Annotated in this window: 22 protein-coding genes and 1 pseudogene; 9 read left to right on the top strand and 14 right to left on the bottom strand. The window is 35.6% G+C overall.

The window, feature by feature from the left end; translation table 11 throughout:
• Positions 1-64: 64 nt before the first annotated feature.
• Positions 65-442, bottom strand: coding sequence for a response regulator (locus tag ACH2CJ_RS17095; protein WP_394994376.1), 378 nt, complete (start codon positions 440-442; stop codon positions 65-67).
• 202 nt (positions 443-644) lie between these two features.
• Here ACH2CJ_RS17095 and ACH2CJ_RS17090 point away from each other — a divergent pair, with 202 nt between their 5' ends.
• Entirely contained in the window at positions 645-1412 is a 768-nt protein-coding gene (locus tag ACH2CJ_RS17090) for a UDP-2,3-diacylglucosamine diphosphatase (protein WP_394994373.1), read from the top strand.
• Positions 1413-1466: 54 nt separating this feature from the next.
• On the opposite strand, the gene ACH2CJ_RS17085 is transcribed toward ACH2CJ_RS17090, so the two are convergent.
• Both ACH2CJ_RS17085 and rfbC read right to left on the bottom strand, forming a co-directional pair.
• Positions 1467-2234 (bottom strand): tyrosine-protein phosphatase, encoded by a 768-nt coding sequence (locus ACH2CJ_RS17085; protein ID WP_394994369.1) that lies wholly within the window; start codon positions 2232-2234, stop codon positions 1467-1469.
• A gap of 232 nt (positions 2235-2466) precedes the next feature.
• Positions 2467-3003 carry a dTDP-4-dehydrorhamnose 3,5-epimerase gene (gene rfbC, locus ACH2CJ_RS17080; protein ID WP_394994366.1) on the bottom strand — a complete coding sequence of 179 codons (537 nt, stop codon included), beginning with the start codon at positions 3001-3003 and terminating at the stop codon, positions 2467-2469.
• A gap of 195 nt (positions 3004-3198) precedes the next feature.
• Between rfbC and pyrF the strand changes: the two genes are divergently transcribed.
• Together pyrF and ACH2CJ_RS17070 are read left to right on the top strand one after the other, a co-directional pair.
• A complete protein-coding gene (pyrF, locus tag ACH2CJ_RS17075) occupies positions 3199-4038 on the top strand; it encodes an orotidine-5'-phosphate decarboxylase (protein ID WP_394994363.1) in 840 nt (279 codons plus the stop codon).
• Between the two features lie 24 nt (positions 4039-4062).
• Positions 4063-5334 (top strand): DUF2851 family protein, encoded by a 1272-nt coding sequence (locus ACH2CJ_RS17070; protein WP_394994361.1) that lies wholly within the window; start codon positions 4063-4065, stop codon positions 5332-5334.
• A 60-nt stretch (positions 5335-5394) separates the two neighbouring features.
• Here ACH2CJ_RS17070 and ACH2CJ_RS17065 read toward each other — a convergent pair whose 3' ends face one another.
• Together ACH2CJ_RS17065 and ACH2CJ_RS17060 are read right to left on the bottom strand one after the other, a co-directional pair.
• Positions 5395-5601, bottom strand: a complete 207-nt coding sequence (locus ACH2CJ_RS17065; protein ID WP_394994358.1) for a hypothetical protein — start codon at positions 5599-5601, stop codon at positions 5395-5397.
• 4 nt (positions 5602-5605) lie between these two features.
• Complete coding sequence (locus tag ACH2CJ_RS17060) at positions 5606-7090, bottom strand: CCA tRNA nucleotidyltransferase (protein WP_394994356.1); 1485 nt, start codon at positions 7088-7090, stop codon at positions 5606-5608.
• A gap of 393 nt (positions 7091-7483) precedes the next feature.
• On the opposite strand from ACH2CJ_RS17060, the gene ACH2CJ_RS17055 reads away from it, so the two are divergent.
• Positions 7484-8764 carry an NAD(P)/FAD-dependent oxidoreductase gene (locus ACH2CJ_RS17055; protein ID WP_394994354.1) on the top strand — a complete coding sequence of 427 codons (1281 nt, stop codon included), beginning with the start codon at positions 7484-7486 and terminating at the stop codon, positions 8762-8764.
• A 149-nt stretch (positions 8765-8913) separates the two neighbouring features.
• On the opposite strand, the gene ACH2CJ_RS17050 is transcribed toward ACH2CJ_RS17055, so the two are convergent.
• Entirely contained in the window at positions 8914-9864 is a 951-nt protein-coding gene (locus ACH2CJ_RS17050) for an exo-alpha-sialidase (RefSeq protein WP_394994350.1), read from the bottom strand.
• A 200-nt stretch (positions 9865-10064) separates the two neighbouring features.
• The gene (locus ACH2CJ_RS17045) at positions 10065-10919 is read right to left on the bottom strand and encodes an AraC family transcriptional regulator (protein ID WP_394994348.1); all 855 of its coding nucleotides are present in this window, start codon (positions 10917-10919) and stop codon (positions 10065-10067) included.
• 226 nt (positions 10920-11145) lie between these two features.
• Here ACH2CJ_RS17045 and ACH2CJ_RS17040 point away from each other — a divergent pair, with 226 nt between their 5' ends.
• The 5 genes from ACH2CJ_RS17040 to ACH2CJ_RS17020 all read left to right on the top strand — a co-directional run bounded on the left by ACH2CJ_RS17040 (position 11146) and on the right by ACH2CJ_RS17020 (position 17238).
• Positions 11146-12051 carry a dihydrodipicolinate synthase family protein gene (locus tag ACH2CJ_RS17040; protein WP_394994345.1) on the top strand — a complete coding sequence of 302 codons (906 nt, stop codon included), beginning with the start codon at positions 11146-11148 and terminating at the stop codon, positions 12049-12051.
• A 2-nt stretch (positions 12052-12053) separates the two neighbouring features.
• Positions 12054-13055, top strand: a complete 1002-nt coding sequence (locus ACH2CJ_RS17035; RefSeq protein WP_394994342.1) for a 4-hydroxyproline epimerase — start codon at positions 12054-12056, stop codon at positions 13053-13055.
• An 84-nt stretch (positions 13056-13139) separates the two neighbouring features.
• Positions 13140-14786, top strand: a complete 1647-nt coding sequence (locus ACH2CJ_RS17030; RefSeq protein ID WP_394994339.1) for an AAA family ATPase — start codon at positions 13140-13142, stop codon at positions 14784-14786.
• Positions 14787-14789: 3 nt separating this feature from the next.
• Positions 14790-16079, top strand: a complete 1290-nt coding sequence (locus ACH2CJ_RS17025; protein WP_394994336.1) for an NAD(P)/FAD-dependent oxidoreductase — start codon at positions 14790-14792, stop codon at positions 16077-16079.
• The gene (locus ACH2CJ_RS17020; protein ID WP_394994333.1) at positions 16072-17238 is read left to right on the top strand and encodes an aminotransferase class V-fold PLP-dependent enzyme; all 1167 of its coding nucleotides are present in this window, start codon (positions 16072-16074) and stop codon (positions 17236-17238) included. Before ACH2CJ_RS17025 ends, ACH2CJ_RS17020 begins: the two co-directional genes overlap by 8 nt.
• 66 nt (positions 17239-17304) lie before the next feature.
• On the opposite strand, the gene ACH2CJ_RS17015 is transcribed toward ACH2CJ_RS17020, so the two are convergent.
• The 7 genes and pseudogenes from ACH2CJ_RS17015 to garD form a co-directional block, all read right to left on the bottom strand.
• On the bottom strand, positions 17305-18327 hold the full coding sequence (locus tag ACH2CJ_RS17015) for an LLM class flavin-dependent oxidoreductase (protein ID WP_394994330.1): 1023 nt from the start codon (positions 18325-18327) through the stop codon (positions 17305-17307).
• Positions 18328-18373: 46 nt separating this feature from the next.
• Positions 18374-19390 carry a ferrochelatase gene (gene hemH / locus ACH2CJ_RS17010; protein WP_394994327.1) on the bottom strand — a complete coding sequence of 339 codons (1017 nt, stop codon included), beginning with the start codon at positions 19388-19390 and terminating at the stop codon, positions 18374-18376.
• A 108-nt stretch (positions 19391-19498) separates the two neighbouring features.
• On the bottom strand, positions 19499-20266 hold the full coding sequence (locus ACH2CJ_RS17005; protein WP_394994324.1) for a hypothetical protein: 768 nt from the start codon (positions 20264-20266) through the stop codon (positions 19499-19501).
• Between the two features lie 153 nt (positions 20267-20419).
• Positions 20420-20629: a hypothetical protein gene (locus ACH2CJ_RS17000; RefSeq protein ID WP_394994321.1), complete on the bottom strand. Its 210-nt coding sequence runs from the start codon at positions 20627-20629 to the stop codon at positions 20420-20422.
• A gap of 102 nt (positions 20630-20731) precedes the next feature.
• Positions 20732-22624, bottom strand: a complete 1893-nt coding sequence (locus ACH2CJ_RS16995; protein ID WP_394994318.1) for an amidophosphoribosyltransferase — start codon at positions 22622-22624, stop codon at positions 20732-20734.
• A gap of 146 nt (positions 22625-22770) precedes the next feature.
• Complete coding sequence (locus tag ACH2CJ_RS16990; RefSeq protein ID WP_394994315.1) at positions 22771-24069, bottom strand: enolase C-terminal domain-like protein; 1299 nt, start codon at positions 24067-24069, stop codon at positions 22771-22773.
• Between the two features lie 60 nt (positions 24070-24129).
• Positions 24130-24336 (bottom strand): annotated as a pseudogene (gene garD / locus ACH2CJ_RS16985) (galactarate dehydratase); the annotation flags it as partial.

Here is a 24336-nt window from a genome sequence, read left to right as displayed (position 1 = left end):
TGAATAATTAATTACCAGTAAAAAATCTAATCATTCACTCAATCACTCAATCAAACATTAATTGCTACTCTGTTAATCCTTTCACAACATTTACCAACTTATCAAAATTCAGAGGTTTCATCAAGGCATCATTAAAACCTGCTTCTTTAAAATCTGTTTCTGAGTAATTTTTGGCATTCCCAGTAATAGCAACCACTGGAAGCATTGCTTTGTTCTTATCTTTTAGTTCACGAATCGCCTTCACACATTCCATACCATCCATGATTGGCATATTGATGTCAAGAAGTAAGATGTCGAAATCTTCTTTGTCGAGCAATTGCATGACTTGTTCGCCATTTTTGACGGCAGTAATTTCAAAGTTTTGGAATTCCAAAATCTTTTTGGCTAAGTTCTGAATTACAGAGCTATCTTCGGCAATTAATACTCGTTTCATTGAAGGCATATTTTTAAAAATAATTTGTCTTAGAGATTCTGACGTAAAGATAAGGAAAGAAGGTTTTTATCAAAATCAAAATTTAGCATAATTTCATAAGTTGTAACAAACTTTATCTAAATCTTTACGAATATTAAATATAATTTGTGAAAATTCCTAAAATTCGTGTCATTTGTGTTCTTTTTAATTTTTATAGTATCTTCATTTTTTGATGAATCGTCAAATCCCCGCCGGAAAAAAAATCTATTTTGCTTCTGATTTTCATTTAGGAGCTCCCGACCACCAAAAAAGTTTGGTACGTGAACGTAAAATCGTAGCTTGGCTCGAAAGTATCAGGCACGATGCTGAAATTATTTTTTTAGTTGGCGATTTGTTCGACTTTTGGTTTGAATATCGCCGAGTCGTGCCGAAAGGTTTTGTCCGTTTTTTTGGAAAATTAGCCGAATTGTCTGATTCTGGTATCGAAATTGTTGTTTTTATGGGAAACCGAGATATGTGGATGACCGATTATTTTGAAAAAGAATTAAATATCCAAACTATTCGTCGTCCACAAACTTTTATTTTCAACGATAAAAAGTTCTATATCGGTCATGGCGATGGACTTGGGGCTGATGATTTTGGCTATAAAATGCTAAAAGTTGTTTTTGAAGGAAAAATTCCAAAATTCCTTTTTGGAAGAATCATGCATCCAAACTTGGGAATGCTAATTGGACGTATTTGGACGAAAAAAAGTTGGCAAAAAAAACGAACAGCAGAGCATTTTTTGGGTGAAGAAAAAGAGCACTTGGTAATGTATTCAAAAAAAATCGAAGCTTCAACACACCACGACTTTTATATTTTCGGTCATCGCCACACAAAAGTTGACATAAACATCTCACTATCAGCACGTTATATAAACTTAGGCGACTGGATTTGGCATGATAGTTACGCTGTTTTTGATGGAAAAGAGCTATTCATAACTTCATTTCAAGGCGTTTAATAAAATTTAATATTATCTAAAAGAGCCTTTATTTCTCACATTCGTAATGTTATTTTAAGTGGAAATTAATTCTTTTTTTTTGGTTTCCAATAACGAATTATTTAGCAAATTTTGTTTGATTGCTGTCTGATAAATAGGTAATTCAAAGGCGGCTCTAATACTGGCTAATTGAGCTTCGTTGTGGCAATCAGTGCCAAAAAAAGCAACCATTTTTTTATTGATAAGCATTTCTGCCAATTCTTGCGTTTGTTTTGAATAATAACCTGTAAGAGAACCAATATTTACTTGAAATAGTAGTCCGTTGAAAACTAAACGGTGCAAAACCTCTAAATCGTTTAGATTGTTGTATCGTTCGGGGTGAGCCAGCACAGGTGTATAGCCCGCTTGCTTAATTTTCAAAGTCGATTCAAGGATATAAGAAGGTCGAGAAACAAAAGAGGCTTCGAAAAGTAAGTATTTTTTGTCTCCCCCAAATGTCAGAATTTCTCTTCGTTCTATTAACCTAAACAATTCATCTTCCAAATAATATTCGGCTGCCGCCTCTACTTCCATGGCGATGTTTCGTTTTTTCAACACACTTTTAAGGATTTGAAGGGCCTGTAAAATGTCTTCGGGAACATTATTATAATATCCACTCATTACATGAGGCGTTGCAATAATTTTGCGATAACCCATTGCATACATTGACCTAATAATTGCAATGCTTTGCTCAATATCATCTGGGCCGTCATCCAATTGAGGAAGTATATGGGCATGCACATCAACAAAAATGGACTGTTTAGGCAAAGCAATCTGCTCTCCTGAAACACGCTTTTTGAACAATGTGTTGAATATTGTATAAATAAGTTTTTGTGGCATATGTGGATTCAGTCAAAACAAACTAAAATTAAGCTTGTTTATACCTTTGTTATGTACCAAAATCGTGCCAAATGTAGCTGTCTATATGCAGAAAAATAGTAAGTGGTAGTGAACGATTGGTAGCAATATTATTTCAAAAAACAATTACTCTTTGGAGATAAATCTGATACCGTTTATGGCTAAAGAGGTATGTTTTTTATTTACCAAATAATTGTTGAAAAGTAGACAAAACTAAATCCTTGACCGACACAATTGGAGTTTTAATTTCCCAATCAATTGCTAAATCTGGGTCGTTCCAAATAATACCACTTTCTGAGGCTTTATTGTAGACATTTGTACATTTATAGGTAAAAATACAGTCTTCAATGGCTGCGAACCCGTGTCCAAATCCTTCGGGAATATAAACCATATTTTGTAATTCCGCATCCAATAAAAACTTTTGATATTTTCCAAAAGTTGGCGAATTAGGACGTAAATCGACAGCAACATCGATGGCTTTTCCTAAAATCACTCGCACAAGTTTACCTTGAGCATAGGGTTTATTCTGGTAGTGTAACCCACGTAAAACACCTGCCGAAGAAAATGATTGATTATCCTGAACAAATTCAAACGGAATGCCATTTTTAGCAAAAGTCTCACATTGATAAGACTCAAAAAAAAGCCCTCTTTCGTCTTCAAAAATTCTTGGATAAATCTCTATCAATCCTTCAATACTTGTTTGTTTAAAAACCATTTTTATTAATATTGTAATTTCTAAGGTTAAGTCTTTTTTCTAACGAATCAATTTTTACCACCTAATTAGAGTCATTTCGTTTAAATACAAAATTGTCGTTAGAATAACAAAAGTAGTATATACGAAATAAATTACCACGATTTTTCTGATTAAATCATATTAATTCTGGAAATTTGCTTTTTAAAACAAGAATCAATGACAAAACAACAACTTTTCAAGCAAATAACTCAAAAAAAATCTTATTTGTGCGTAGGTTTAGATACCGACATCAAAAAAATTCCTTCGCATCTTTTGAAAGAAAAAGACCCAATTTTTGAATTTAATCGTCAAATCATAGACGCAACAATCGATTATACAGTTGCTTACAAACCAAACATCGCTTTCTACGAAGCAATGGGTGCTAAAGGTTGGGAAAGTTTACAAAGAACCATTGAATATATTCCGAAGGAGTGTTTTACGATTGCCGATGCTAAACGTGGAGATATTGGCAATACATCGGGGCTTTATGCCCGCACTTTTTTTGATAAATCTTCCTCTGGGCTTGACTTTGATTCAGTAACGGTTGCTCCTTACATGGGATGTGATTCGGTTGAGCCTTTTCTTGAATTTGATGGAAAATGGGTGATTTTATTAGCTCTTACATCCAATACTGGAGGAGATGATTTTCAACAACTTTTAGTCAATGGTTCGGAGAATACATCAAGATTTTTGTTTGAACAAGTAATTTTAACTTCCCAAAAGTGGGCAGATAGTGAGCGAATGATGTATGTAGTGGGAGCTACAAAAGCAGATAAACTATTGAAAATAAGAGAGTTAGCTCCTGATCATTTTTTACTCGTGCCAGGAATTGGAGCTCAAGGAGGAAGTTTAGAAGAAGTTTCTCGCTTTGGTATGAACAAGCAATGTGGGTTATTGGTGAACTCATCAAGAGCTATTATTTATGTTTCATCGGAACAGGATTTTGCTCAGAAAGCCAAACAAGAAGCTCAAAAAGTTCAGCAAGAAATGGAACAATATTTACAAATATATTTATGATTTTTTTCATCATCAAATAAAAAAATGACCGAAGCATTTTTGCATTACTTATGGCAATTTCAACAATTTGATAAATCAACTTTGCAAACTGTTGCGGGTGAAAGAATTTCTGTACTAAAAACTGGTATTTTGAACACAGATGCAGGTCCGGATTTTAGTCATGCTCGAATCCAAATTAACGACATTGAATGGGCTGGAAATGTTGAAATTCATTTGCATTCATCCGATTGGAAAGTTCATAAACATCAACAAGATGAAGCATATAATAATGTAGTGTTGCACGTAGTTTGGGAGAATGACCATTCGATTGTTCGACAAGACGGGAGTTTTATCCCTACGCTTGAATTGAAGTCGATTTCCGATATAAGCCTGCTTTCAAAATACCAAAACCTTGTTGATAATCAAACTATTATTCCATGTGAGAGTTATTTTTCAAATGTTTCTGCTTTATCAAAAATTTCAATTCTGGATAAGGTTTTAACAAAACGTTTGCAACAAAAAGCACAAATTATAAATGAACTTTTTGAGCAAAACAATGGTGATTGGGAGGAAACGGCTTATCAGCTTTTGTCAAAAAACTTTGGGTTTAAACTCAATTCTGAAACGTTTTTGAGGCTTACTCAAAATTTACCATTAAAGATTTTACAAAAGCACCGCAACAATTTGCTTCAGGTCGAAGCTATGCTTTTTGGCCAAGCAGGCTTAATTGATTGCGTAGATGAATATGCTGAAAAATTGTTGAAAGAATATGATTTCTTTGCTACAAAATTTTCGTTGAAAGCGGCCCAATTAAAGTCGCATGAGTGGAAGTTTCTGCGTACCCGCCCAGCCAATTTTCCAACCATTCGTTTGGCACAATTAGCTTGTCTAATTACACAACAACAAAGTTTTTTTTCGCTTTTTACCCAAACTAATTCAATAGAAGATTTACGAAATGCTTTGAAAATTGAGCAATCGACTTATTGGCAAGAGCATTATAATTTTGGTAAGTTAGCCAACAAAAAATTGGTGGGTTTGGGTAGAGATTCTATCAACAATATTTTGATAAATACTGTCATTCCACTATTGGCATGTTATTCACAAAAAACCGATAATCAAGAGCTTATGACTCGTTGTATTAGTTTTTTAGAGGTATTGCCAGCCGAAAAAAACCATATTACTACTATGTGGGAAGGATTGGGTTTGGAGATTAAAACAGCATTTGATTCACAAGCGAGTATTGAATTATACAATAATTTTTGTACCAAAAAAAAATGTTTGCAATGCAATGTAGGAATTGAAATTTTGAAAAAATAATATTCATTGCACATTAGAGAGGCAATATATTACCTCTCTAATGTGCAACGATGCCAAAAACTATGTACGATTTACCATCGAAATGCCAGATACTAACAAAATAAGACCTAATACCGCAGGAGCTATTTTTCTTGCACCTTTTACTGCCAAACCCATAACTGTATCGTCGGCCGACATAAAGGCAATACATGCAAATAGTAATAATAATAGACCAATTCCAGCCAAAATACCGCCAAGCATTCTTTTAAACTTAGTTCCGTCGTTCATAAATTCAGTTATTTTCGAGTTTAGGTGTATTTATAATAATTCTAATTTCTTCTTTACTTTTAGTTGGTTTCAAGTTTAGTTTTGTTCCTTCTTTCAATACAAAATCAAAAGATGGTTCAAATTCATTTGGAATAATTCCTTCTAAAACGGCTTCTCGCAAAGCCAATTTTATAGTTCCAACTTCTTTTGATGGCTTCAAATCAAAGACTTCCATAATTATTTCACCCGTAATAACTGGCTGAAAATTACGAAGTTTATCTTTTTCTTCCAACTCTATTAGCATTTCTTCCACTTTATCGAAGTTAGCGAGGTATTTTCTAACCTTAACTGCGTCTTTTGAAGTAATATCAGCACGGCATAAAATCATCAAATATTCTAAGTCTTCGCCCGCTTCAAATAGCAAACGTCTGAGAGCAGCATCAGTAATACTTTCTTTAGCCAACGCAATTGGACGAAGATGCAGGCGAACCAATTTTTTCACCATTCGCATTTTTCCATCTAACGGCAATTTTAGTTTTCTGAAAATTACTGAAGTCATTTTCCCCCCTAACTCTTCGTGCCCGTGAAACGACCATCCTACTTTTGGATGAAATCTTTTGGTGGCTGGTTTAGCAATGTCATGCAAGATTGCTGCCCATCGTAACCATAAGTCATTCGACCTAATCGCCACATTATCAAGCACTTGCAGTGTATGATAAAAATTATCTTTATGTCCTTTACCATCCATTGTTTCTACACCTTGCAACTCACAAAACTCTGGAAAAATGATTTGTAGAAGCCCCGTATAATAAAGTAATTTGAAGCCATAAGAAGGCACTTTCGACAACACAATTTTATTCAATTCGTCGGTAATTCGTTCCTGCGAAACAATACTTATGCGGTCTTTCATAGCTGCAATAGCATCGAAAGTTTTCACATCAATATCAAAACCTAATTGTGAAGCAAACCGCACAGCACGCATCATGCGAAGGGGGTCGTCGGAGAATGTAATTTCTGGTTCGAGCGGCGTGCGAATTAATTTTCTTTTGATATCCTCAACGCCACCAAAAGGGTCGATTAGGTCACCAAAATTGGTTTTGCTTAATGAAATACCTAAAGCATTTATTGTAAAATCACGGCGATTTTGATCATCTTCGAGTGTTCCATCTTCCACCAAGGGCTTGCGTGAATCATGCCGATAAGACTCACGCCTTGCTCCAACAAATTCAATCTCAACATCTCCCGATTTGATTTGAGCAGTACCGAAGTTTTTGAAAAAACTAACATATACATGTTCCCGTCCTTCTGAAGATTCGAGATTCTTGGCAACCTTTTCAGCTAAGGCAATGCCACTTCCTACGCAAACAACGTCAATATCTTTGTTTGGGCGATGCAAAATAAGGTCACGAACGTATCCACCAATTACGTAAGCATCAACGCTTAATTCGTCGGCTGAATTTGCAATAAGTTCAAAAACAGGGTCGTTTTGTAAGTTTTCTTTAAAATTCAAAATTAGTCAATGGTCAGTGGACGACAGTTTAGAAGTTTAAAACACCTTTCCTTGAAAAAGGAGGGGTGGCGAAATTCTGACATAATCGAATTTTGACAGGGTGGATTGTTCGACGATTTCATCACCTCGCCCGACTTTGTCAAGGCAACCCCTCTTTGAAAAAAGGAGGGGAATTAAAAATCATTTGTAAACACTCTTTTCGGTCGTCATTAATATTTATTTGCAACAAAGGTACGAAGGATTGAAGACCTAAGCAATTGCTGGAAGAATATTACAAAAAAGCATAAATAAGCAAACGAAAAGCTTTAATTTTGATGATTGAAGAGATTTTGCTATGCACAAAATTCGATAATTGTTTACTGATAACTGAATGCGGTACGCCGCCCGACTGAAATGACTCCAAATATTCCTGAAACTAACCAAACTCGTATCGTGATTGTCGGTGCTGGTTTTGGTGGTTTAGCTTTCGCTCAAAAACTCGCCAAACATGATGTACAAATTGTGTTGATTGATAAAAATAATTACCACCAATTTCAGCCACTTTTCTACCAAGTTGCCATGGCTGGACTTGAGCCAAGTTCGATTTCGTTTCCACTTCGAAAAATTTTCCAGAATAAACCCAATGTGCATATTCGTATCACGAAGGTGCTGAATGTAAATACCGAAAAAAATATTTTAGGAACTGAGTTGGGCGAACTTAGCTACGATTATTTAGTAATGGCGATGGGTGCTGATACAAATTTTTTCGGGATGCAAAATATTATCAATAATGCAATGCCCATGAAGTCAGTTTCGGAAGCCATCTATCTGAGAAACAAGGTTTTACAGAATCTCGAAGATGCACTAACTGCCCCCGATGCCGATACTCGCGAGGGTTTGATGAATATGGTTGTAGTTGGAACTGGGGCAACGGGTGTTGAGGTTTCGGGTACTTTGGCGGAGATGAAAAAGCTAATTTTACCGAAAGATTATCCCGAATTAGATTTCAATTTGATGAAAATCTATTTGTTTGGGTCTTCGCCCGAAGTATTGGAAATGATGTCAGATGAGGCCTCGGTGAAAAGTAAAGAATATTTAGACCGATTGGGCGTAATTGTCAGAAACGGTGTCAGAATTGTAGATTTTGATGGAAAATACGCTTATACACATACTGGAGAAAAAATCAGAACTAATAATGTTGTTTGGGCGGCAGGAATCAAAGGGAATTCGATTGAAGGTTTTCCACAAGAAATTTATGCGGCTGGTAATCGCTTGAAAGTCAATGAGTTTAATCAAGTAGAAAGCTTGCCAAATATTTTTGCTGTCGGCGATATTGCTTTGATGAGTGGCGACCCTAAATTCCCGAATGGACACCCGCAAGTAGCTCAACCTGCGATTCAGCAAGGTGAATTATTGGCAAAAAATCTAATGAAAATCATCAGAAAAGACGAACCTGTGGGTTTTGAATACAAAGATTTAGGCTCGATGGCAACCGTTGGAAGGCATTTGGCGGTGGTTGATTTGCCTTTTTGGAAATTTCAAGGGGCTTTTGCGTGGTATGTTTGGATGTTTGTGCATTTAATGGCGATTCTGGGCGTAAAAAACAAAATAATGGTATTTATCAACTGGCTTTGGAATTATATTACTTATGACCAATCGTTAAGGCTGATTATTAAGCCGAAAGTGAAGCAGTAATGTAGGGTGAGTTTTTAAATGCTTTTTTATTCGTCGTTCTAAGAATGACTTTCGCAACGACTAAATGTTGAACATTTAGTCGAACAGGGTGTAAAAATATCCAAATTAAACAAACAATGTTAACATGCTTAAAACCTATTAAATGCTTTTCAACATCCCCCAGCTCTAGGAATAGCATAAATTACATTTCCTAAAGCATTTAAATTAAACACCTTATCTCCAATAGCAGGTTTCATCAACTCCCAATTTTTTCCTTTATCTGAAGATCTGAAAATTCCTTTTGGATGACCACAAAAAAGGTAATTATCAACTTGCAAAATATTTGAAATTAAGTCATGAGGGGGAAGGCCAGCATCTATTGTTTGCCAAGTTTTACCTGCATCGTATGAGGTTCGTACTCTTCTGGTTTTCGAAGATGTATTGTAAGTAATAGCCGCAAAACCACCTTTGATACTTGCAACATCAATGCCTACTCCGCCTTCACTTACCACTACATTCCAGTTTTCGCCATCGTCAGACGAACGAATTACACCATTTTGACTCGTCGCTATCAAGACCCCATTTGACTCCACAATTTTTATTACCCACCCTTTTTCAAGCACTTCTTTCCAAGTTTTTCCATCATTTGTTGATTTAAAAAGGCCATGGTCAGAACCTATTACTATGGCACCGCTGCTTGTTTCAAAAACAGTCCGAAGATTTTTTTCATGAAAAGTTGGGTATGCAGGTGCCCATGAATTGTTAGAAGTATGTTTTTTTGAAATTTTACCATAATACTTTATAGCATACAGTCCAGTTTTACAAACAGCAACATTTCCTAAATCATTTATAGAATACGCTTTAGACCAATTGGGTGTCGAGACATTTGATTCCCTGTGAAACATCTCATTTCCTGCATGCATATAAAGCCCTTTTTCGAAAGAGAATAAATTATAATTATTCTTATTTTCTGGTAAACCTTTACTTATATCTTTCCAAGTCTTTCCATTATCCACTGATTGAAAAATGACTTTTTCAGCTACAGAAGTGGAAGGAGAAAAATCCCTTACTTCAATAAACGAAACAATGAAGACTAAGGAAAGGATCTTAATAATATTCATGATTTATATAATTTAGTAAAATAATGAAGTAAATATATGATTGTTAAATATTTATAATTCTGTTTTAGTGTGAAAAAGTGTAAAGGAAATGTAAATATTAGTCTATTTTCATCATCTTTAGTTTAAATACACATCCTGCAGTTCAATGTTTTGAAAAAAGTTTTGATAAAATTTCGTTCCCGTTCTTAGAACGCCAATTGTCAAAACTTCTTCAAATAAGCACTTGGCGACATTTTCGTACGTCGTTTAAATTGTCGGTTGAAGTTGGAAACATTATTAAAACCACTCGAAAAACAGATTTCCAACACACTTTTTTCATTGTTTTGCAACATTCGACAGGCGTGACCGATACGTACATCGTTCAAGAAATCGGAGAAAGTTTTTCGGGTGCGAAGTTTAAAAAATCTACAAAAAGCGTTGGGTGTCATGTTGGCTATTTCGGCAACTTCTTCCAATGAAATTTCTCGCTCAAAGTTTTTCATCAAAAACTCAAACGTTGCATTAATCCGCTGATTATCAACTTCTTTTTGTGGAGATTGATAAGTAATACTTGATAAAAATTCTTTATTGGGCGAAATATCAATTTCATTCAAAATCTGCAAAAAAGTCAATAATTTATCAAACCCTTGCTTATTTGTTATAGATTTTATCAAATCTGTAAGAGCATTTGGCTCAACATTTCTGATTCGAATTCCTCTTGATGCTGCCGTTAGTAATGCTTTCAAGTGTTGCGTTTCGGGAATATCAAAGAAGTTTTCACCCAATAAATCTCCCCGAAAATAGACCGAAACCGAATAAGCTCTTTGATTGTCAGCATAATATTCGGCATCATTTCGGAAAACGTGCGGCAAGTTACTTCCCAAAAAATAAACATCAAAAGGCCGAAAACGCTCTACATTATCGCCTACAAACTGCGTTCCTGAACTTTCTAAGATAAGCGTAATTTGCCATTCGGGATGAAAATGAAGCTTATCATAAAAATACGGCAAATCATCAACCTGTACTCTGAATGACTCAGTTTCAGTTTTGGGAATTCGGAATAATAAGGGTTTCATTTTATATATTTTTTACCACATCTCACCCTCTCCTGAAAGAGGACAGGGCTGGGGTTGATGTGTTATAAAGATATTATTAAATACTAATTTACCTCAATATTATACTTTATTTTTAAATTTATAATAATTTAGTACAACTATTGGCTAAATTAAGACAAGTATTGTTAAAATATCAACACTAAATTTGCAAAGTCAAAAGTAATATCACTCATTCACTAGATACTATATGAAACCATCGTGGATTGGCGTTTATCCTGCCGTAACAACTCCTTTTTTTCAAGACGAAAGCCTTGATTTAGATATGTTTAACTTCAACATCGAAAAGCAAATCGAAGCTGGAGTGCATGGTATTATTATTTGTGGTTCGTTGGGCGAAAACGGAACGCTAACAACAGACGAGAAATTAACTTTGCTCGAATCGGCCAAGAAAACCATTGCTGGACGTGTGCCATTGGTGATTTGTATTGCAGAGTGTATTACTCGTGAGGCAATTGCTTTTGCAAAAACTTGCGAACAAGCTGGGGCCGAGGGTTTTATGATATTGCCCCCCATGCGTTATTCGGCCGATGACCGTGAAATTCTACACTATTTACACCGTGTTGCCGATTCGACTGATTTACCCGTTTTGGCATATAATAATCCGTTGGCGTATAAAAACTTTATTTCGATTCAGATGTTCCATGATTTGGCAGCGAACCCACATTTTGAGGCAATGAAAGAATCAACTGGTGATATTCGTTACATGACTGACATTATCAATGAGTTTGGTGGACGTTTCAAAATCATGTCGGGGGTTGATGATTTAGCTTTTGAAAGCCTTGTGATGGGTGCAGATGGCTGGGTTGCAGGCTTGGTTGATGCTTTCCCACGTGAGACGGTTGTGATTTATGAATTAGTAAAACAAGGTCGCTACGAAGAAGCCCGTGCTATTTACCGTTGGCACTTCTCATTGATGCATTTAGATGTTTCGACCAAATTCATACAAAACATCAAACTCGCACAAGTAGCAACTGGACTTGGCACCGAGTGGGTTCGTGAACCACGTTTACCACTGGTAGGCATAGAAAGAGAAAAAATCTTAAAGATTATAAATGATTCTTTGGCAACAAGACCAGTTTTACCGCAAATATAACCATGACGAAATCATTCTTTTGCATAGATGCTCACACCTGCGGCAATCCTGTTCGTTTGGTAGCAGGTGGTGGGCCAATTTTGGAAGGTTATAATATGTCCGAGAAACGTCAGCATTTTTTACGAGAATATGACTGGATTCGTAAAGGTTTAATGTTTGAGCCTCGTGGACATGATATGATGTCGGGCAGTATTTTGTATCCACCACATGACCCAGAAAATGATGTGGCAGTGTTATTTATAGAAACATCAGGTTGCTTGCCTATGTGTGGACATGGAACTATTGGTACCATTACAATTGCCATTGAACATGGGCTAATTCAACCCAAAAAACCAGGTTTTGTGCGAATGGAAGCACCTGCGGGCTTGGTTATGATTGAATATCAGCAAGAAGGAAATAAAGTAAAATCGGTAAAATTGACCAATGTGGCCTCATTTTTAGCTGCCGAAAATATTGAAGTTGAATGCCCAGATTTAGGAAATTTGAAAGTTGATGTAGCTTACGGTGGAAATTATTATGCCATTGTTGACGTGCAAAAAAACTTTGCTGGTTTAGAACATTATCGAGCCGATCAACTGATTGCTTGGGCAAGGATTTTGCGTGAAAGAATTAACGAAAAGCATACTTTTATACATCCTGAAAACCAAACGATTAATGGACTAAGCCACATTGAATGGACAGGAAAAGTAATTGACCCAACATCAACCGCACGAAATGCAGTTTTTTATGGAGATAAAGCCATCGACCGCTCACCTTGCGGCACAGGAACATCGGCACGAATGGCACAATGGGCTGCCAAAGGTTTACTGAAACAAGGCGATGAGTTTATTCACGAAAGCATAATCGGTAGTAAATTTATTGGGCGAATTGAAGGCACGACTAAAGTTGGAGACTTCGATGCGATTTATCCAAGTATCGAAGGTTGGGCAAGAATTTATGGCAATAATACCATCACCATCGACGACCAAGACGACCCTTATGCGTTGGGGTTTCAGGTTATTTAGTCCCTCCAACCCCTAAATGGGTGCTAAAATCAACAATTTTAAGTAATAAATGTTTAAATTTGTTGAAAATAGCTATTACAGACAATGAAAATTCAGAAGATACAACTCCAAAACTTCAAGCGTTTTACCGATTTAACAATTGAAGGTATTCCCGAAAACACTAAATTAGTCCTACTTATTGGTGCTAATGGGTCGGGGAAGTCTTCGGTTTTTGATGCGTTTGAACTGTTAAATACGCTTGCAAAAAAAGAATATGTAAAAGGTAATAATGATTATTATCAAAAAGATATAAATGGTTTTATTCCCTCTAATTTAATAATAGAAACTCAATCAATCGAGGGACATATTCAAGCAGAACTTAAAGGCGATTCTTATTCATTTTTTGGGAAATCAAATATTCATTCTAATTCTTTCTACGGCAGAACAAGTTTTAGACAACTATCAAGTTTAACAAAAACCTCTTTAGGTAGTAATATCGACACGCAAAACGATGCAGACCGTCCAAGACTCTACATTGACCGAGATGAGCGTTTTGAAAATGATATTGAAAAAATGACAGAAGATATTTTAAAAAATGTCTTTTTAAATGATAATTCGAGTAAAGAAATTAAGAGAAAATATATTGAGCCAATCAATAATGCTCTGCAAAATATTTTTGATTTTGAAAGTAATATTGGTTTGGAATTGACTCAAATCATTCCCCCTTTGGATGGAAAAACTGCCCAAATTACTTTCAAAAAAGGTAATTCTGAAATCCATTATAATTTATTGAGTGCTGGAGAGAAGGAAGTTATCAATATTTTGTTCAACTTATTGAGTAGAAAAGATTTATTACAAGATGCTATTCTATTTTTTGATGAAATGGATTTGCACCTTAATACTTCGATTCAATATAATTTACTAAAAGAACTTACCGAAAATTGGATTCCAGATAACTCTCAACTTTGGACGGCTTCTCATGCTTTGGGTTTTATTGATTATGCACATGATTTTGAAAATGCAGTTATTATAGATTTTGATAACTTAGACTTTGATAAATCGCAAGTACTGACCCCGCAGTCAAAAGAAAATTTAGAGGTTTTTGAAATTGCAGTTAGTAAAGATACAATTAGTAAAATATTAAAAGGGCGTACAATTGTCTTTGCAGAAAATACAGACACGGTAATTTATAATAATTTATCCATGACTAACACCTACTTTTTCAACGCTATTGATAAGGCAGATGTATTTCATAAAGCTAAAAATCTCCACACTTTAGGTCTTATCGACCGTGATTTTCTGAATGATAGTGAAGTAAAAAAGATAAGTGATACTTACTCATTTTTAAAAGTTTTACCTTATTACAGCATTGAAAATTTGCTTTTTCATCCCAACAACTTAGAAGAGTATTATTTGACCATAAATAAAGAGTTTACTAAAGTTGATTACATTAGTGCTTTAATAAATGTCAAAAATCAAGAATTAGTTGACCTTGCAGCAGGAATTCTAATGGCAAGAAATGGCTATCCATTTTATAAAGAGAATGAATCTTCCAAATTATTAAAAGACTTTAGAGAAAATTGGAAAGACATTACCAAACTACTAAAAAGTGATGATTTTGAAACATTTTATAAAGTTTTTCCAGCAAAAGAATATGGTAGAAGTTTAACACAAAGAGCTAATTTATCAAAAATTAATTTAGGACGAACAAATTGGTTTAGAAATCAAATTGAAAAGATCTTTGAAGAATAACACATGAAAACAACAATCATAGGCAGCGGTGTAATTGGCTTATTTTCAGCATATTATCTCAATAAACAAGGGCACGAAGTCACGATTATCGAACGTTCAAATGGCGATGATAGTTGCTCAATGGGTAATGCGGGTATGATTGTTCCAAGTCATTTTATACCTTTGGCAGTGCCAGGTATGATTGAAAAAGGTATTCGTTGGATGTTCAATTCCGAAAGCCCATTTTATGTAAAACCACGCCTTAATCTCGACTTACTTTCATGGGGATTGAAGTTTTATCAAGCTGCCAACAAAAAGCAAGTAGAACGTGCCATGCCAGCTTTACGAGATATTAGTTTGTTGAGCAAAGCTCTTTACCAAGATTTAGCAAAAATACCTAATTTCGATTTTTCTTTTGAAGAAAAAGGTTTGATGATACTTTGTAAAACCTCACATGTATATGAAGAAGAAATTGCTGTAGCAAAACAAGCCAATGAACTCGGATTAAAAACTAAAACGCTGAATATTAATGAATTACATCAACTCGAACCCGAAGTAAAACCTGATGTTGCAGGAGCAATTTTTTATGAAGGCGATGCACATTTATACCCAAATCAGTTAGTAAAAAAACTAAAGACTCATCTCGAAAAACAAGGTGTAAAATTTCTATATAACACTGAAGTAACAGGATTTGAAGTTGAAAAAGACCAAATAAAAAGTATTAAAATAAAACAATCGGTAGGCGAATCAACTCCTCAGCGTAACGCCGCTTGCTCGTCACTCATTACTCAGCACTTAATAATTGCTACTGGCTCTTGGTCACCAATTTTGACAAAATTATTAGACTTAAATTTACCGATGCAAGCAGGCAAAGGTTATAGCCTAACTAACGAGCAAAAGATTGACAAAAAACTTAATATTCCATCAATTCTGATGGAGGCGAGAGTTGCGATTACTCCCATGTCGGATAACTTGATTCGCTTCGGAGGAACGATGGAAATCGGCGGTTTGAATGATGAAATTAATATGAATCGGGTGCGTGGAATCATTAAAGCAGTACCAAACTACTTCCCTGATTATAGGATAGATATGCCTCAAAAAGAACAAATTTGGTATGGTTTACGCCCTTGTTCTCCGGATGGTTTACCTTATATTGGTCGAACCAATAAATATAAAAACCTAGTTATTGCATCAGGTCACGCCATGATGGGTGTCAGCCTTGCCCCTGCAACTGGCAAATTAGTGCAACAAATCATTGATAATCAACAAACTACACTTGATATTGAACTTTATAAACCCGAACGATATGACTAATCAAAAACATTTATTTTCTATTGAAGACGGTATAACTTATCTCAATGGTGCTGCCTACTCTCCTACCCTCAAAAGTTCGGTTGAACGTGGCGTTGAAGGAATTAATCTCAAAGCTGTTTCTCCATTTAAAATCAGTGGCAAAGACCATTTTACACTTCCTGAAAAAGTACAAAAACTTTTCTCTAAACTTGTAAATATCCCTGATTATCAACGAGTTGCTATTATTCCTGCGGTATCTTATGGCATGGCAGTTGTAGCTAATAATATTCATCGTTTACCCAATATTTCAGACAAAAAACATATTATTCAAATTCAAGATGAGTTTCCCAATAATGTTTATGCCTTCGATAGAGTTTGTCAAATTCATGCTTTAACATATAAAACCATTGCAAAACCTGATGTTCTTGAAAATCGTGGTAAACTTTGGAGTGAATATATTTTAGAAGCAATTTCGACCGAAACGGCAATGGTAGTTATGCCTCACATACACTGGATTTATGGCGTAAAATTTGACTTAGTAGTCATTTCTAAACGCTGCAAAGAAGTTGGGGCTTTGCTCATCATTGATGGCACACAATCGGTTGGAGCATTAGATTTTGATGTAGAAAAAATTAACCCTGATGCTTTGATTTGTGCAGGTTATAAATGGCTTTTAGGCCCTTACGCCATTGGTTTGGCTTATTTTGGAGAGTTTTTTGATGATGGTGTTCCCGTTGAAGAATCTTGGATGCATCGTGTAGAAAGCGATAACTTTGCTCAATTGATTCGTTACGAACGAGCCTACAAACCCAAAGCACAGCGATATAATATAGGCGAACATTCTAATTTTATTTTAATGCCCATGCTCGAAGATGCTCTTAGTAAATTATTAGAATGGGGAGTTGATAATATTCAAAATTATGCACAATCAATTACCCAAAAACCAATAAAAGCCCTTCAAGAATTAGGCTGTTGGCTCGAGGATGAGGCTTACAGAGCTAATCATTTATTAGGCATTAATTTACCGTCAAGTATTGATAATCAAGCATTTACAGATAAACTATTGTCCAATAAAATCGTTATTTCTAATCGAGGCGTAGCTATTCGAGTGTCCCAGAATATTTATAATACTGAAGAAGATTTATGGACATTGGTTGATATTTTGAAGGTGAGTTTGTGAAAAAATAGTACTTCTAAAAGTATCAAGAGCATTATTTATGAAACAAAATTCTAATTTGTAATCAATTTATCCATTCACAAGCGGCGATATACGAGTGCCTATTAACTCTATCGCATTCATTAACTTCTTATGCGACATTCCTGCATTATCCATTTGAAAAGTAACCCTTGAAATGCCACCGAGAGCCTCGCTATGTCTTAATATTTTTTGTGCAACTTCTTCGGGATTACCAATCAAAAAAGCCCCTAAATCTGTCGTTTGAGAATCAAAATGCGAACGTCTTACTGGTGGCCATCCACGCTCTTTACCAATACTTGTAAACATTTCAGCATAACCTGGGTAATATTCCTCAATGGCTTCTTCAGTGGTATTTGCCACATAACCCAATGAATGTAAACCAACTTTCAACTGTTCTGGTGAATGTCCAGCTTTTATTCCAGCCTGTCGGTAAAGGTCAATTAATGGTCTAAAACGGTGTGTTTCTCCGCCTATAACCGCCACCATCAATGGCAAGCCCAACATTCCTGCACGAACAAATGATTGTGGAGTGCCGCCCACGCCAATCCAGATGGGCAATTTTTCTTGCATCGGTCTTGGGTAAATCGCTTGGTTGCCGAGTCTTGGTCGAAATTTCCCCGACCAGTTCACTATCTCATTTTCTCTAATTTTCAGTAAAAGACCTAACTTTTCAGTAAAAAGTTCATCATAGTCTTGAATATTTAAACCAAAAAGTGGAAAAGCATCTGTGAAAGAGCCACGACCGACTACCATTTCAGCACGACCTTGAGAAATTAAATCAAGTGTAGCAAAATTTTGAAATACTCTGACTGGGTCAGCTGCACTAAGCACAGTTACAGCACTTGTAAGTTTTATACGTTTAGTTCGAGCTGCCGCAGCTGCAAGAATCATCGTAGGTGCAGAATCAAGAAATTCTTGCCGATGATGCTCACCAATACCAAATATATCAAGACCTACCTCGTCGGCTTTTTCTATCCTTTCTAATAATTCAGCAATTGCCTGTACGCTACTTATAGTTTGACCTTTATTATTTGCCATTGTTGCGGCAAAGCTATCAATTCCAATTCCCATAATATTTTCAAGAAAAACACGGTGAGAGCAAACCTCGAATAACGTTTTACTCCTTTACCAAATCAACCAATAAATCAACCCAAGCTTCCGAATCATTTAGACTTTCGACGAGTTGCCAATGTTCGCCACCATTTTCTTCGAACATTTCTTTGTATTCTTCGGCTACCTCAATTGTGGTTTCCAAACAATCTGAAACGAAAGCTGGCGAAAATGCTAATACTCTTTTAATGCCTTTTGCTGCTAATTCCTTCACTACATCGTCGGTATAAGGCTGTACCCAAGGGTCACGCCCTAAACGTGACTGAAAACAAGTTGTATATGTACCTTCTTTCAAACCTAATTCTTTAACCAAAAGGCGAGTAGTTTCAAAACATTGGGCTCTATAACAATGTTGGTTCATTGCGTGAATAGTATCACAACAGCTACCTAATTGGCAAACTTTTCCAGTACAATCACCTTTCTTTATCTGACGTGCTGGCAACCCATGATAACTAAAAACGATATGGTCGAAACTCTCTTTTTCAAGATATTTTCTACCATTATCGGCAAAGGCTTTAATGAATTTTGGATAATTATAGAAATAGTTTTTTATCTTGATTTCTGGAATTATCTGCCATTTCGTAATAATTCGCATCACTTCTTCATAAACCGAACCCGTTGAAGCGGAAGCATATTGTGGAAAAAATGGAATAACAATAATATTATTGAAGCCCATTTTTTTAAACTCTGCCAAGCCCGATTCAATACTTGGGCTTTGGTAACGCATCGCCAGTTTAACCACATAATCTTTGCCCAAAGCAGTTTGTAATTGCTTTTCGTTGGTTTCTCCATAAATTTTTAGTGGAGATCCTTTTTCAGTCCATAATTCTTTATAGATTTTGGCAGATTTTGGAGCTCTAAATGGAGCAATTATTAAGTTAATTAGGAGCCAACGAGAAATTGATGGAATATCAATCACTCGTCCGTCCATCAAAAACTCACGTAAGTATTTTCTTACGTCTGGCACACTCGGACTATCAGGAGTACCTAAATTTACAATCAAAACACCAGTTTTTCCAATCATTTTTCAAGAAATGTAGAATTTAGAAGGGATTACCCGTTGAATTAGAGTTTATTTAAAATTAAAATTTCTAATCCAACGGGCAATATTCCGCTTATCAATTCTCAATTTTTACAATTCAAGTTTATCTTTCTTCTTATTATAATCTTTTACTTTAGTATAGTTTGGCTTTTTGAAGTCTGTATAAATACTTTCAGGTAATGCCTCAAAAACCTTAATTTCTGTCAAATCACGATCGCCACGCTCTCCCGAAAGGATAATTTTGCCATAAGGTTTATATTCAGTCCAAGGGCGAGTAAATCCGGGCTTTTCATCAGTTGATTTCGGAAAGTATGACCATTGCGTTAATAAATTACTTTCTTTATCAACATAAATTTTATACATATTGTTTGGCGTATTACCCACTTCTTTGAAAGTCATTTGCAATAAATACGCATCTTTACCTGTTTCGGTTTTGGCTTCGCCAATATATTTTAATGTTACGCCATTATCTCTCAATTTGAATGGCATAGTAAGCCAATACGAATCATTTATCCATGCACCTTTACCTGATTTCATGTATTTTTTAAGCGAATCTGCATTGGTTTGTTCACTTCCCCACTTAAAAACTTTACCAGTATCAGTATTAATATTCATCAAAATTACTGAATTATCACGAGGGAAATCAATTCTGACATTTCCTGTCCATTTGTCCCAAGTGAGAATTCTGGATCCAAAGAAATTCCATGTGATGTGACGAGTTTCATTCCAAGCTTTCTGTCCGCCCATTGCTTGCATTACTTTGTCTGCAATCTCAATGGCTTTCGGGTCAGATGCTTCTTGGGCTTGCACTCTCATTATTGAGGAAATAAAAAGGCAGAGAATAAAGAATTTTTTCATTAATATATTATTTTAAGGGTTTGAGAATTAATTTTTTAATAAAATTATAATTAGAAAAATACAGATAAAAAATCACTTTTGATATTAAATAATGGCTAAATAATTGCATCATCTGGTTTGAAAAACTTTAGAATTTACCGTATAATAAATAAATTAAAATTCATTTTGCGAATATTCGCTTTTACTATAACTTTGCAATAACATAAAAACTTCCAACACATAAAAACTTCCAACAATCATGAAAGTATCGACAAATTCCTCGACCCAGTCAATGCCAATATCTAATGAAACTGTTAATATAATAGATTTGTTACGAGTAATTGGTTTGCAAGAGATAGCTAATAATGTTTTTACTATACCCAAGAAGAAAAAATAGTCTTTCTAATAGCATAAATAGATTAGGCAACTTCTAAAAATTGTCTAATCTATTTTAAAAATCAATGTTTTCTTATTAAGTTTTCTTCTCTAATAAGCTCTTACAAGTTTTCCTTCCATAAAGTTTACAAATGCTCGATTGACCACTCGATTTCCTCCACGAGTTGGATAGTTTCCTGTAAAATACCAATCACCGATATGATCTGGACAAGCTTTATGTAGATTTTCGACTGTTTGATAAATCATCGAAACTTCGGCTTTCATATTTTCTGGAGTAATAATTTGAGCTATTTCGTCTGAAATTTCTTCATCCGAAAATTTATCATACAATTGCTTTACAAAGTTTTCGTCATAAGCATTATCTGTTTGCAATGCCCCAACACTTTGTGCATAAACTTCATGTTTCATGTATTCTATGCCATTTTTCCGCAATAAATCAAGCATTGCTCTAAACGCCACAAACTCTTTCATTTTCGACATATCAATGCCATAACAATCGGGATAGCGAATTTGGGGAGCGGACGAAACAATAATAATTCTTTTTGGACTCAAACGATCGAGCATTTTCAGAATACTTTTCTCCAAAGTTGTTCCTCTCACTATCGAATCATCAATCAAAACAACTGTATCAATTCCTTTTCGTATAACCTCGTAAGTCATTTCATAGACGTGCGATACCATTTCGTCTCGTTCGTCATCGTTGGTTATAAAAGTTCTCAGTTTTACATCTTTTGAAACCAGTTTTTCAATTCTTGGACGGAATGACAAAACCTTTTTTATTTCTTCGGGAGTCATATTCCCTTCGGTAATACGTTTTAAACGCCAATCTGCCAAATATTGTTCTAAGCCTTCAACCATTCCGAAAAAGGCACTTTCGGCAGTATTGGGAATATAAGAAAAAACTGTGTTTTCGAGGTCGTAGTCAATTTCATTTAAAATTTGAGGAATCAATAAACGACCTAATTGCTTACGTTCTTCATAAATTTGAGGGTCAGAGCCACGAGAAAAATAAATTCGCTCAAAACTACACGATTTTTTTTCTAAAGGTTTCATAATTTGAAACTCATTGTACTCTCCATGCTTATCAATTATTAAAGCATGACCGGGCTGAACCTCTTTGATATCATCATAATTGGCATTGAAAGCTGCTTTGATGGCAGTTTTTTCGGAGGCAACAATAACTACTTCATCATCTGCCCAATAATAGGCAGGTCGAATGCCCGAAGGGTCACGAACCACAAAAGCTGCCCCAAAACCAGTAACTCCAGCCATTGCATAACCTCCGTCAAAATCACGGCAAGCACGGTGAAGTACTCTTGGCAAGTCCATATTATCTTCTATTATGTCAGATAAGGCAGGATTTTCATAAATTCCTTTGAAACGGTCGAAAACTCTTTGATTTTCTTCATCCAAAAAGTGTCCGATTTTTTCCATCACCGTTACTGTATCGCCTAAATCTTTGGGATGCTGACCAAGTTTTACTAATTTATGAAAAAGTTCGTCGGCATTAGTCATATTAAAATTTCCTGCTACCAACATATTTCTACTCCGCCAGTTGCTTTGACGAAGCATGGGATGACAATTTTCAATTTCATTCTTGCCATGGGTTCCATAACGAAGATGCCCCAGCCAAACTTCGCCCGAATAGGCAAGGTTTTCTTGTAGCCACTTAGCATCTTTAAATTTTTCAGGATTATTACGCAGTACCTCCTTATATTTTTCGTTGACTTTGTTGAAAATATCAGTAATCGGACGATTTTCGACAGAACGATAACGACTAATATAACGATGACCAGGTGGAACATCCAATTTTACATTACCTACACCGGCACCGTCTTGTCCTCGATTCGACTGTTTTTCCATCAAAACATAAAGTCGCTTTATGCCATAAAGTGGTGTGCCGTATTTATCAATATAATATTGGAGTGGCTTGCGAAGTCGAACTAGGGCAATGCCACATTCGTGTTTAATTGCGTCGCTCATTAGGAATTTTTGGAGATTGGTTATACAAAGTTCTATAGAATATACGTTGCTAGCAAAGAAAAAGTTCTATTTCTTAGGCAACTCTTTAATTATCTCTCGTTAGATAGATAAACAACCATCATATTTATATCAAATAATATTTCTCCTTACCACCTTGTTTGTTTAAACTCCCAGTCAGGTATAACTTTGCGAATTTCTATTAAATCATCACGTTTGGTTATTCCGCAATCTAAATAATTTTGATGAAGTTTTGCTAAAGCATTTTTATCAAGTTCAACTCCTAAACCAGGGCCTTCGGGAACAGCCACTGCTCCATCTTCAAATTTAAATCGTCCTTGCTTAATTACTTCATCCGACTGCCACGGATAGTGTGTATCTAAAGCATAATGAAAATTTGGAATGGCGGCTCCTAAATGCACCATTGCCGCCAACGAAATACCCAAATGACTGTTGGAGTGCATAGATAAATGTCGCCCAAAAGTTTGACAAACTCCCGTAAGTGTCATTGAAGCACGTAAACCTCCCCAAAAATGATGGTCGCTCAAAATAATATCTTCTGAACCTACTTGAATACTTCTCGGAATATCCTCAAAAGAAGTAGTACACATATTAGTTGCCAATGGTGTTTTGAGAGCTTTTCTTACCGCCGCCATATTGTCTTGTCCTCTGCAAGGGTCTTCCAAATATTCGATAATACCCTCCATTTCAAGTCCATATTTTATCGAAGTTTCGACAGTCCAAAGAGCGTTTGGGTCTATTCTTAATGGTACATTTTCTCCGAAGGCTTCACGCAAAGCAAAAATTGCATCAACTTCTTGTCGAGGTTCAAAAACACCACCTTTAAGTTTAATTGATTTAAAACCAAACTCTTTGCACATAGCTTGTGCTTGAGCCACAATCTCGGCAGGGTTTAATGCACTTTTTTGGCGTGCCGCTGCCCAGCCTACGGCATTTGGGTCTGTTTCGAAAGCTAATTTTCCACCAGCACCTTCATATTTATAAAAAAGATATGCGGCAAATGGCACACTTTCTCGGCGTTTTCCACCTAATAAATCAACAACGGGTTTATTAATTACTTTGCCAACAATATCCAAACAAGCAACTTCTATTGCACTAAAAATATGCACCAATTTGCGTGAATCCCAAGGAAAAAGCCCTCTTTCTGCCATTTTATCGATGCCAAAATGAGCAATCAATATATCACTTATTTTGTTTGTCTGAAATGGGTCTTGTCCAATGATTAAGTTTTTACATTCATGTAAAGCTATTTCAATATCAGTCGTACCCGGTATTTCACTAATGCCTGTAATATTATCATCAGTAATCAATTCTACAATAATACGCAGAGCATACGGTGCATGTAAACCTGCGGCATTGAGCAAAGGTGGGTCAACGATGGCAATGGGCGTAATATTAATTTCTTTTATTTTAGGAAAATTTTTCATGTTATCGTTTTTATGGGTAGAAAGAAGGCATTACCTCTACGGTGCATTTTGTCTGTATATTTAGGTCAAAGGGCCAGGATTAAATAAAACCAAGTCATTATAAATTCCCAACCTATCGGCAGCAACTTTCTTTTTGCCACTTGCCACTTCTAAAATTAGGTAAAATAATTCCCAACCCATTTCATCGATGGTTTTATTGCCAAAAGCAATTGGCCCAGCATCAAAATCTATCAAATCGAACCAACGATTGCTTAATTTAGAATTGGA

The organism is Emticicia sp., from assembly GCF_043780375.1.
Taxonomy (GTDB): Bacteria; Bacteroidota; Bacteroidia; order Cytophagales; family Spirosomataceae; genus Emticicia.
This window is presented reverse-complemented; position numbering and strand designations above follow the sequence as displayed.

Excerpts from the sequence above, each read along its gene's own strand:
- ACH2CJ_RS17025 (WP_394994336.1), top strand. The coding sequence starts at position 14,790 with ATGAAAACAACAATCATAGGCAGCGGTGTAATTGGCTTATTTTCAGCA.
- ACH2CJ_RS17065 (WP_394994358.1), bottom strand. The coding sequence starts at position 5,601 with ATGAACGACGGAACTAAGTTTAAAAGAATGCTTGGCGGTATTTTGGCT.
- ACH2CJ_RS17035 (WP_394994342.1), top strand. The coding sequence starts at position 12,054 with ATGACGAAATCATTCTTTTGCATAGATGCTCACACCTGCGGCAATCCT.
- hemH (WP_394994327.1), bottom strand. The coding sequence starts at position 19,390 with ATGATTGGAAAAACTGGTGTTTTGATTGTAAATTTAGGTACTCCTGAT.
- ACH2CJ_RS16995 (WP_394994318.1), bottom strand. The coding sequence starts at position 22,624 with ATGAGCGACGCAATTAAACACGAATGTGGCATTGCCCTAGTTCGACTT.
- ACH2CJ_RS17040 (WP_394994345.1), top strand. The coding sequence starts at position 11,146 with ATGAAACCATCGTGGATTGGCGTTTATCCTGCCGTAACAACTCCTTTT.
- ACH2CJ_RS17030 (WP_394994339.1), top strand. The coding sequence starts at position 13,140 with ATGAAAATTCAGAAGATACAACTCCAAAACTTCAAGCGTTTTACCGAT.
- ACH2CJ_RS17095 (WP_394994376.1), bottom strand. The coding sequence starts at position 442 with ATGCCTTCAATGAAACGAGTATTAATTGCCGAAGATAGCTCTGTAATT.
- ACH2CJ_RS17005 (WP_394994324.1), bottom strand. The coding sequence starts at position 20,266 with ATGAAAAAATTCTTTATTCTCTGCCTTTTTATTTCCTCAATAATGAGA.
- ACH2CJ_RS17055 (WP_394994354.1), top strand. The coding sequence starts at position 7,484 with ATGACTCCAAATATTCCTGAAACTAACCAAACTCGTATCGTGATTGTC.
- ACH2CJ_RS16990 (WP_394994315.1), bottom strand. The coding sequence starts at position 24,069 with ATGAAAAATTTTCCTAAAATAAAAGAAATTAATATTACGCCCATTGCC.
- ACH2CJ_RS17050 (WP_394994350.1), bottom strand. The coding sequence starts at position 9,864 with ATGAATATTATTAAGATCCTTTCCTTAGTCTTCATTGTTTCGTTTATT.
- pyrF (WP_394994363.1), top strand. The coding sequence starts at position 3,199 with ATGACAAAACAACAACTTTTCAAGCAAATAACTCAAAAAAAATCTTAT.
- ACH2CJ_RS17090 (WP_394994373.1), top strand. The coding sequence starts at position 645 with ATGAATCGTCAAATCCCCGCCGGAAAAAAAATCTATTTTGCTTCTGAT.
- ACH2CJ_RS17020 (WP_394994333.1), top strand. The coding sequence starts at position 16,072 with ATGACTAATCAAAAACATTTATTTTCTATTGAAGACGGTATAACTTAT.
- rfbC (WP_394994366.1), bottom strand. The coding sequence starts at position 3,003 with ATGGTTTTTAAACAAACAAGTATTGAAGGATTGATAGAGATTTATCCA.
- ACH2CJ_RS17070 (WP_394994361.1), top strand. The coding sequence starts at position 4,063 with ATGACCGAAGCATTTTTGCATTACTTATGGCAATTTCAACAATTTGAT.
- ACH2CJ_RS17015 (WP_394994330.1), bottom strand. The coding sequence starts at position 18,327 with ATGGGAATTGGAATTGATAGCTTTGCCGCAACAATGGCAAATAATAAA.
- ACH2CJ_RS17045 (WP_394994348.1), bottom strand. The coding sequence starts at position 10,919 with ATGAAACCCTTATTATTCCGAATTCCCAAAACTGAAACTGAGTCATTC.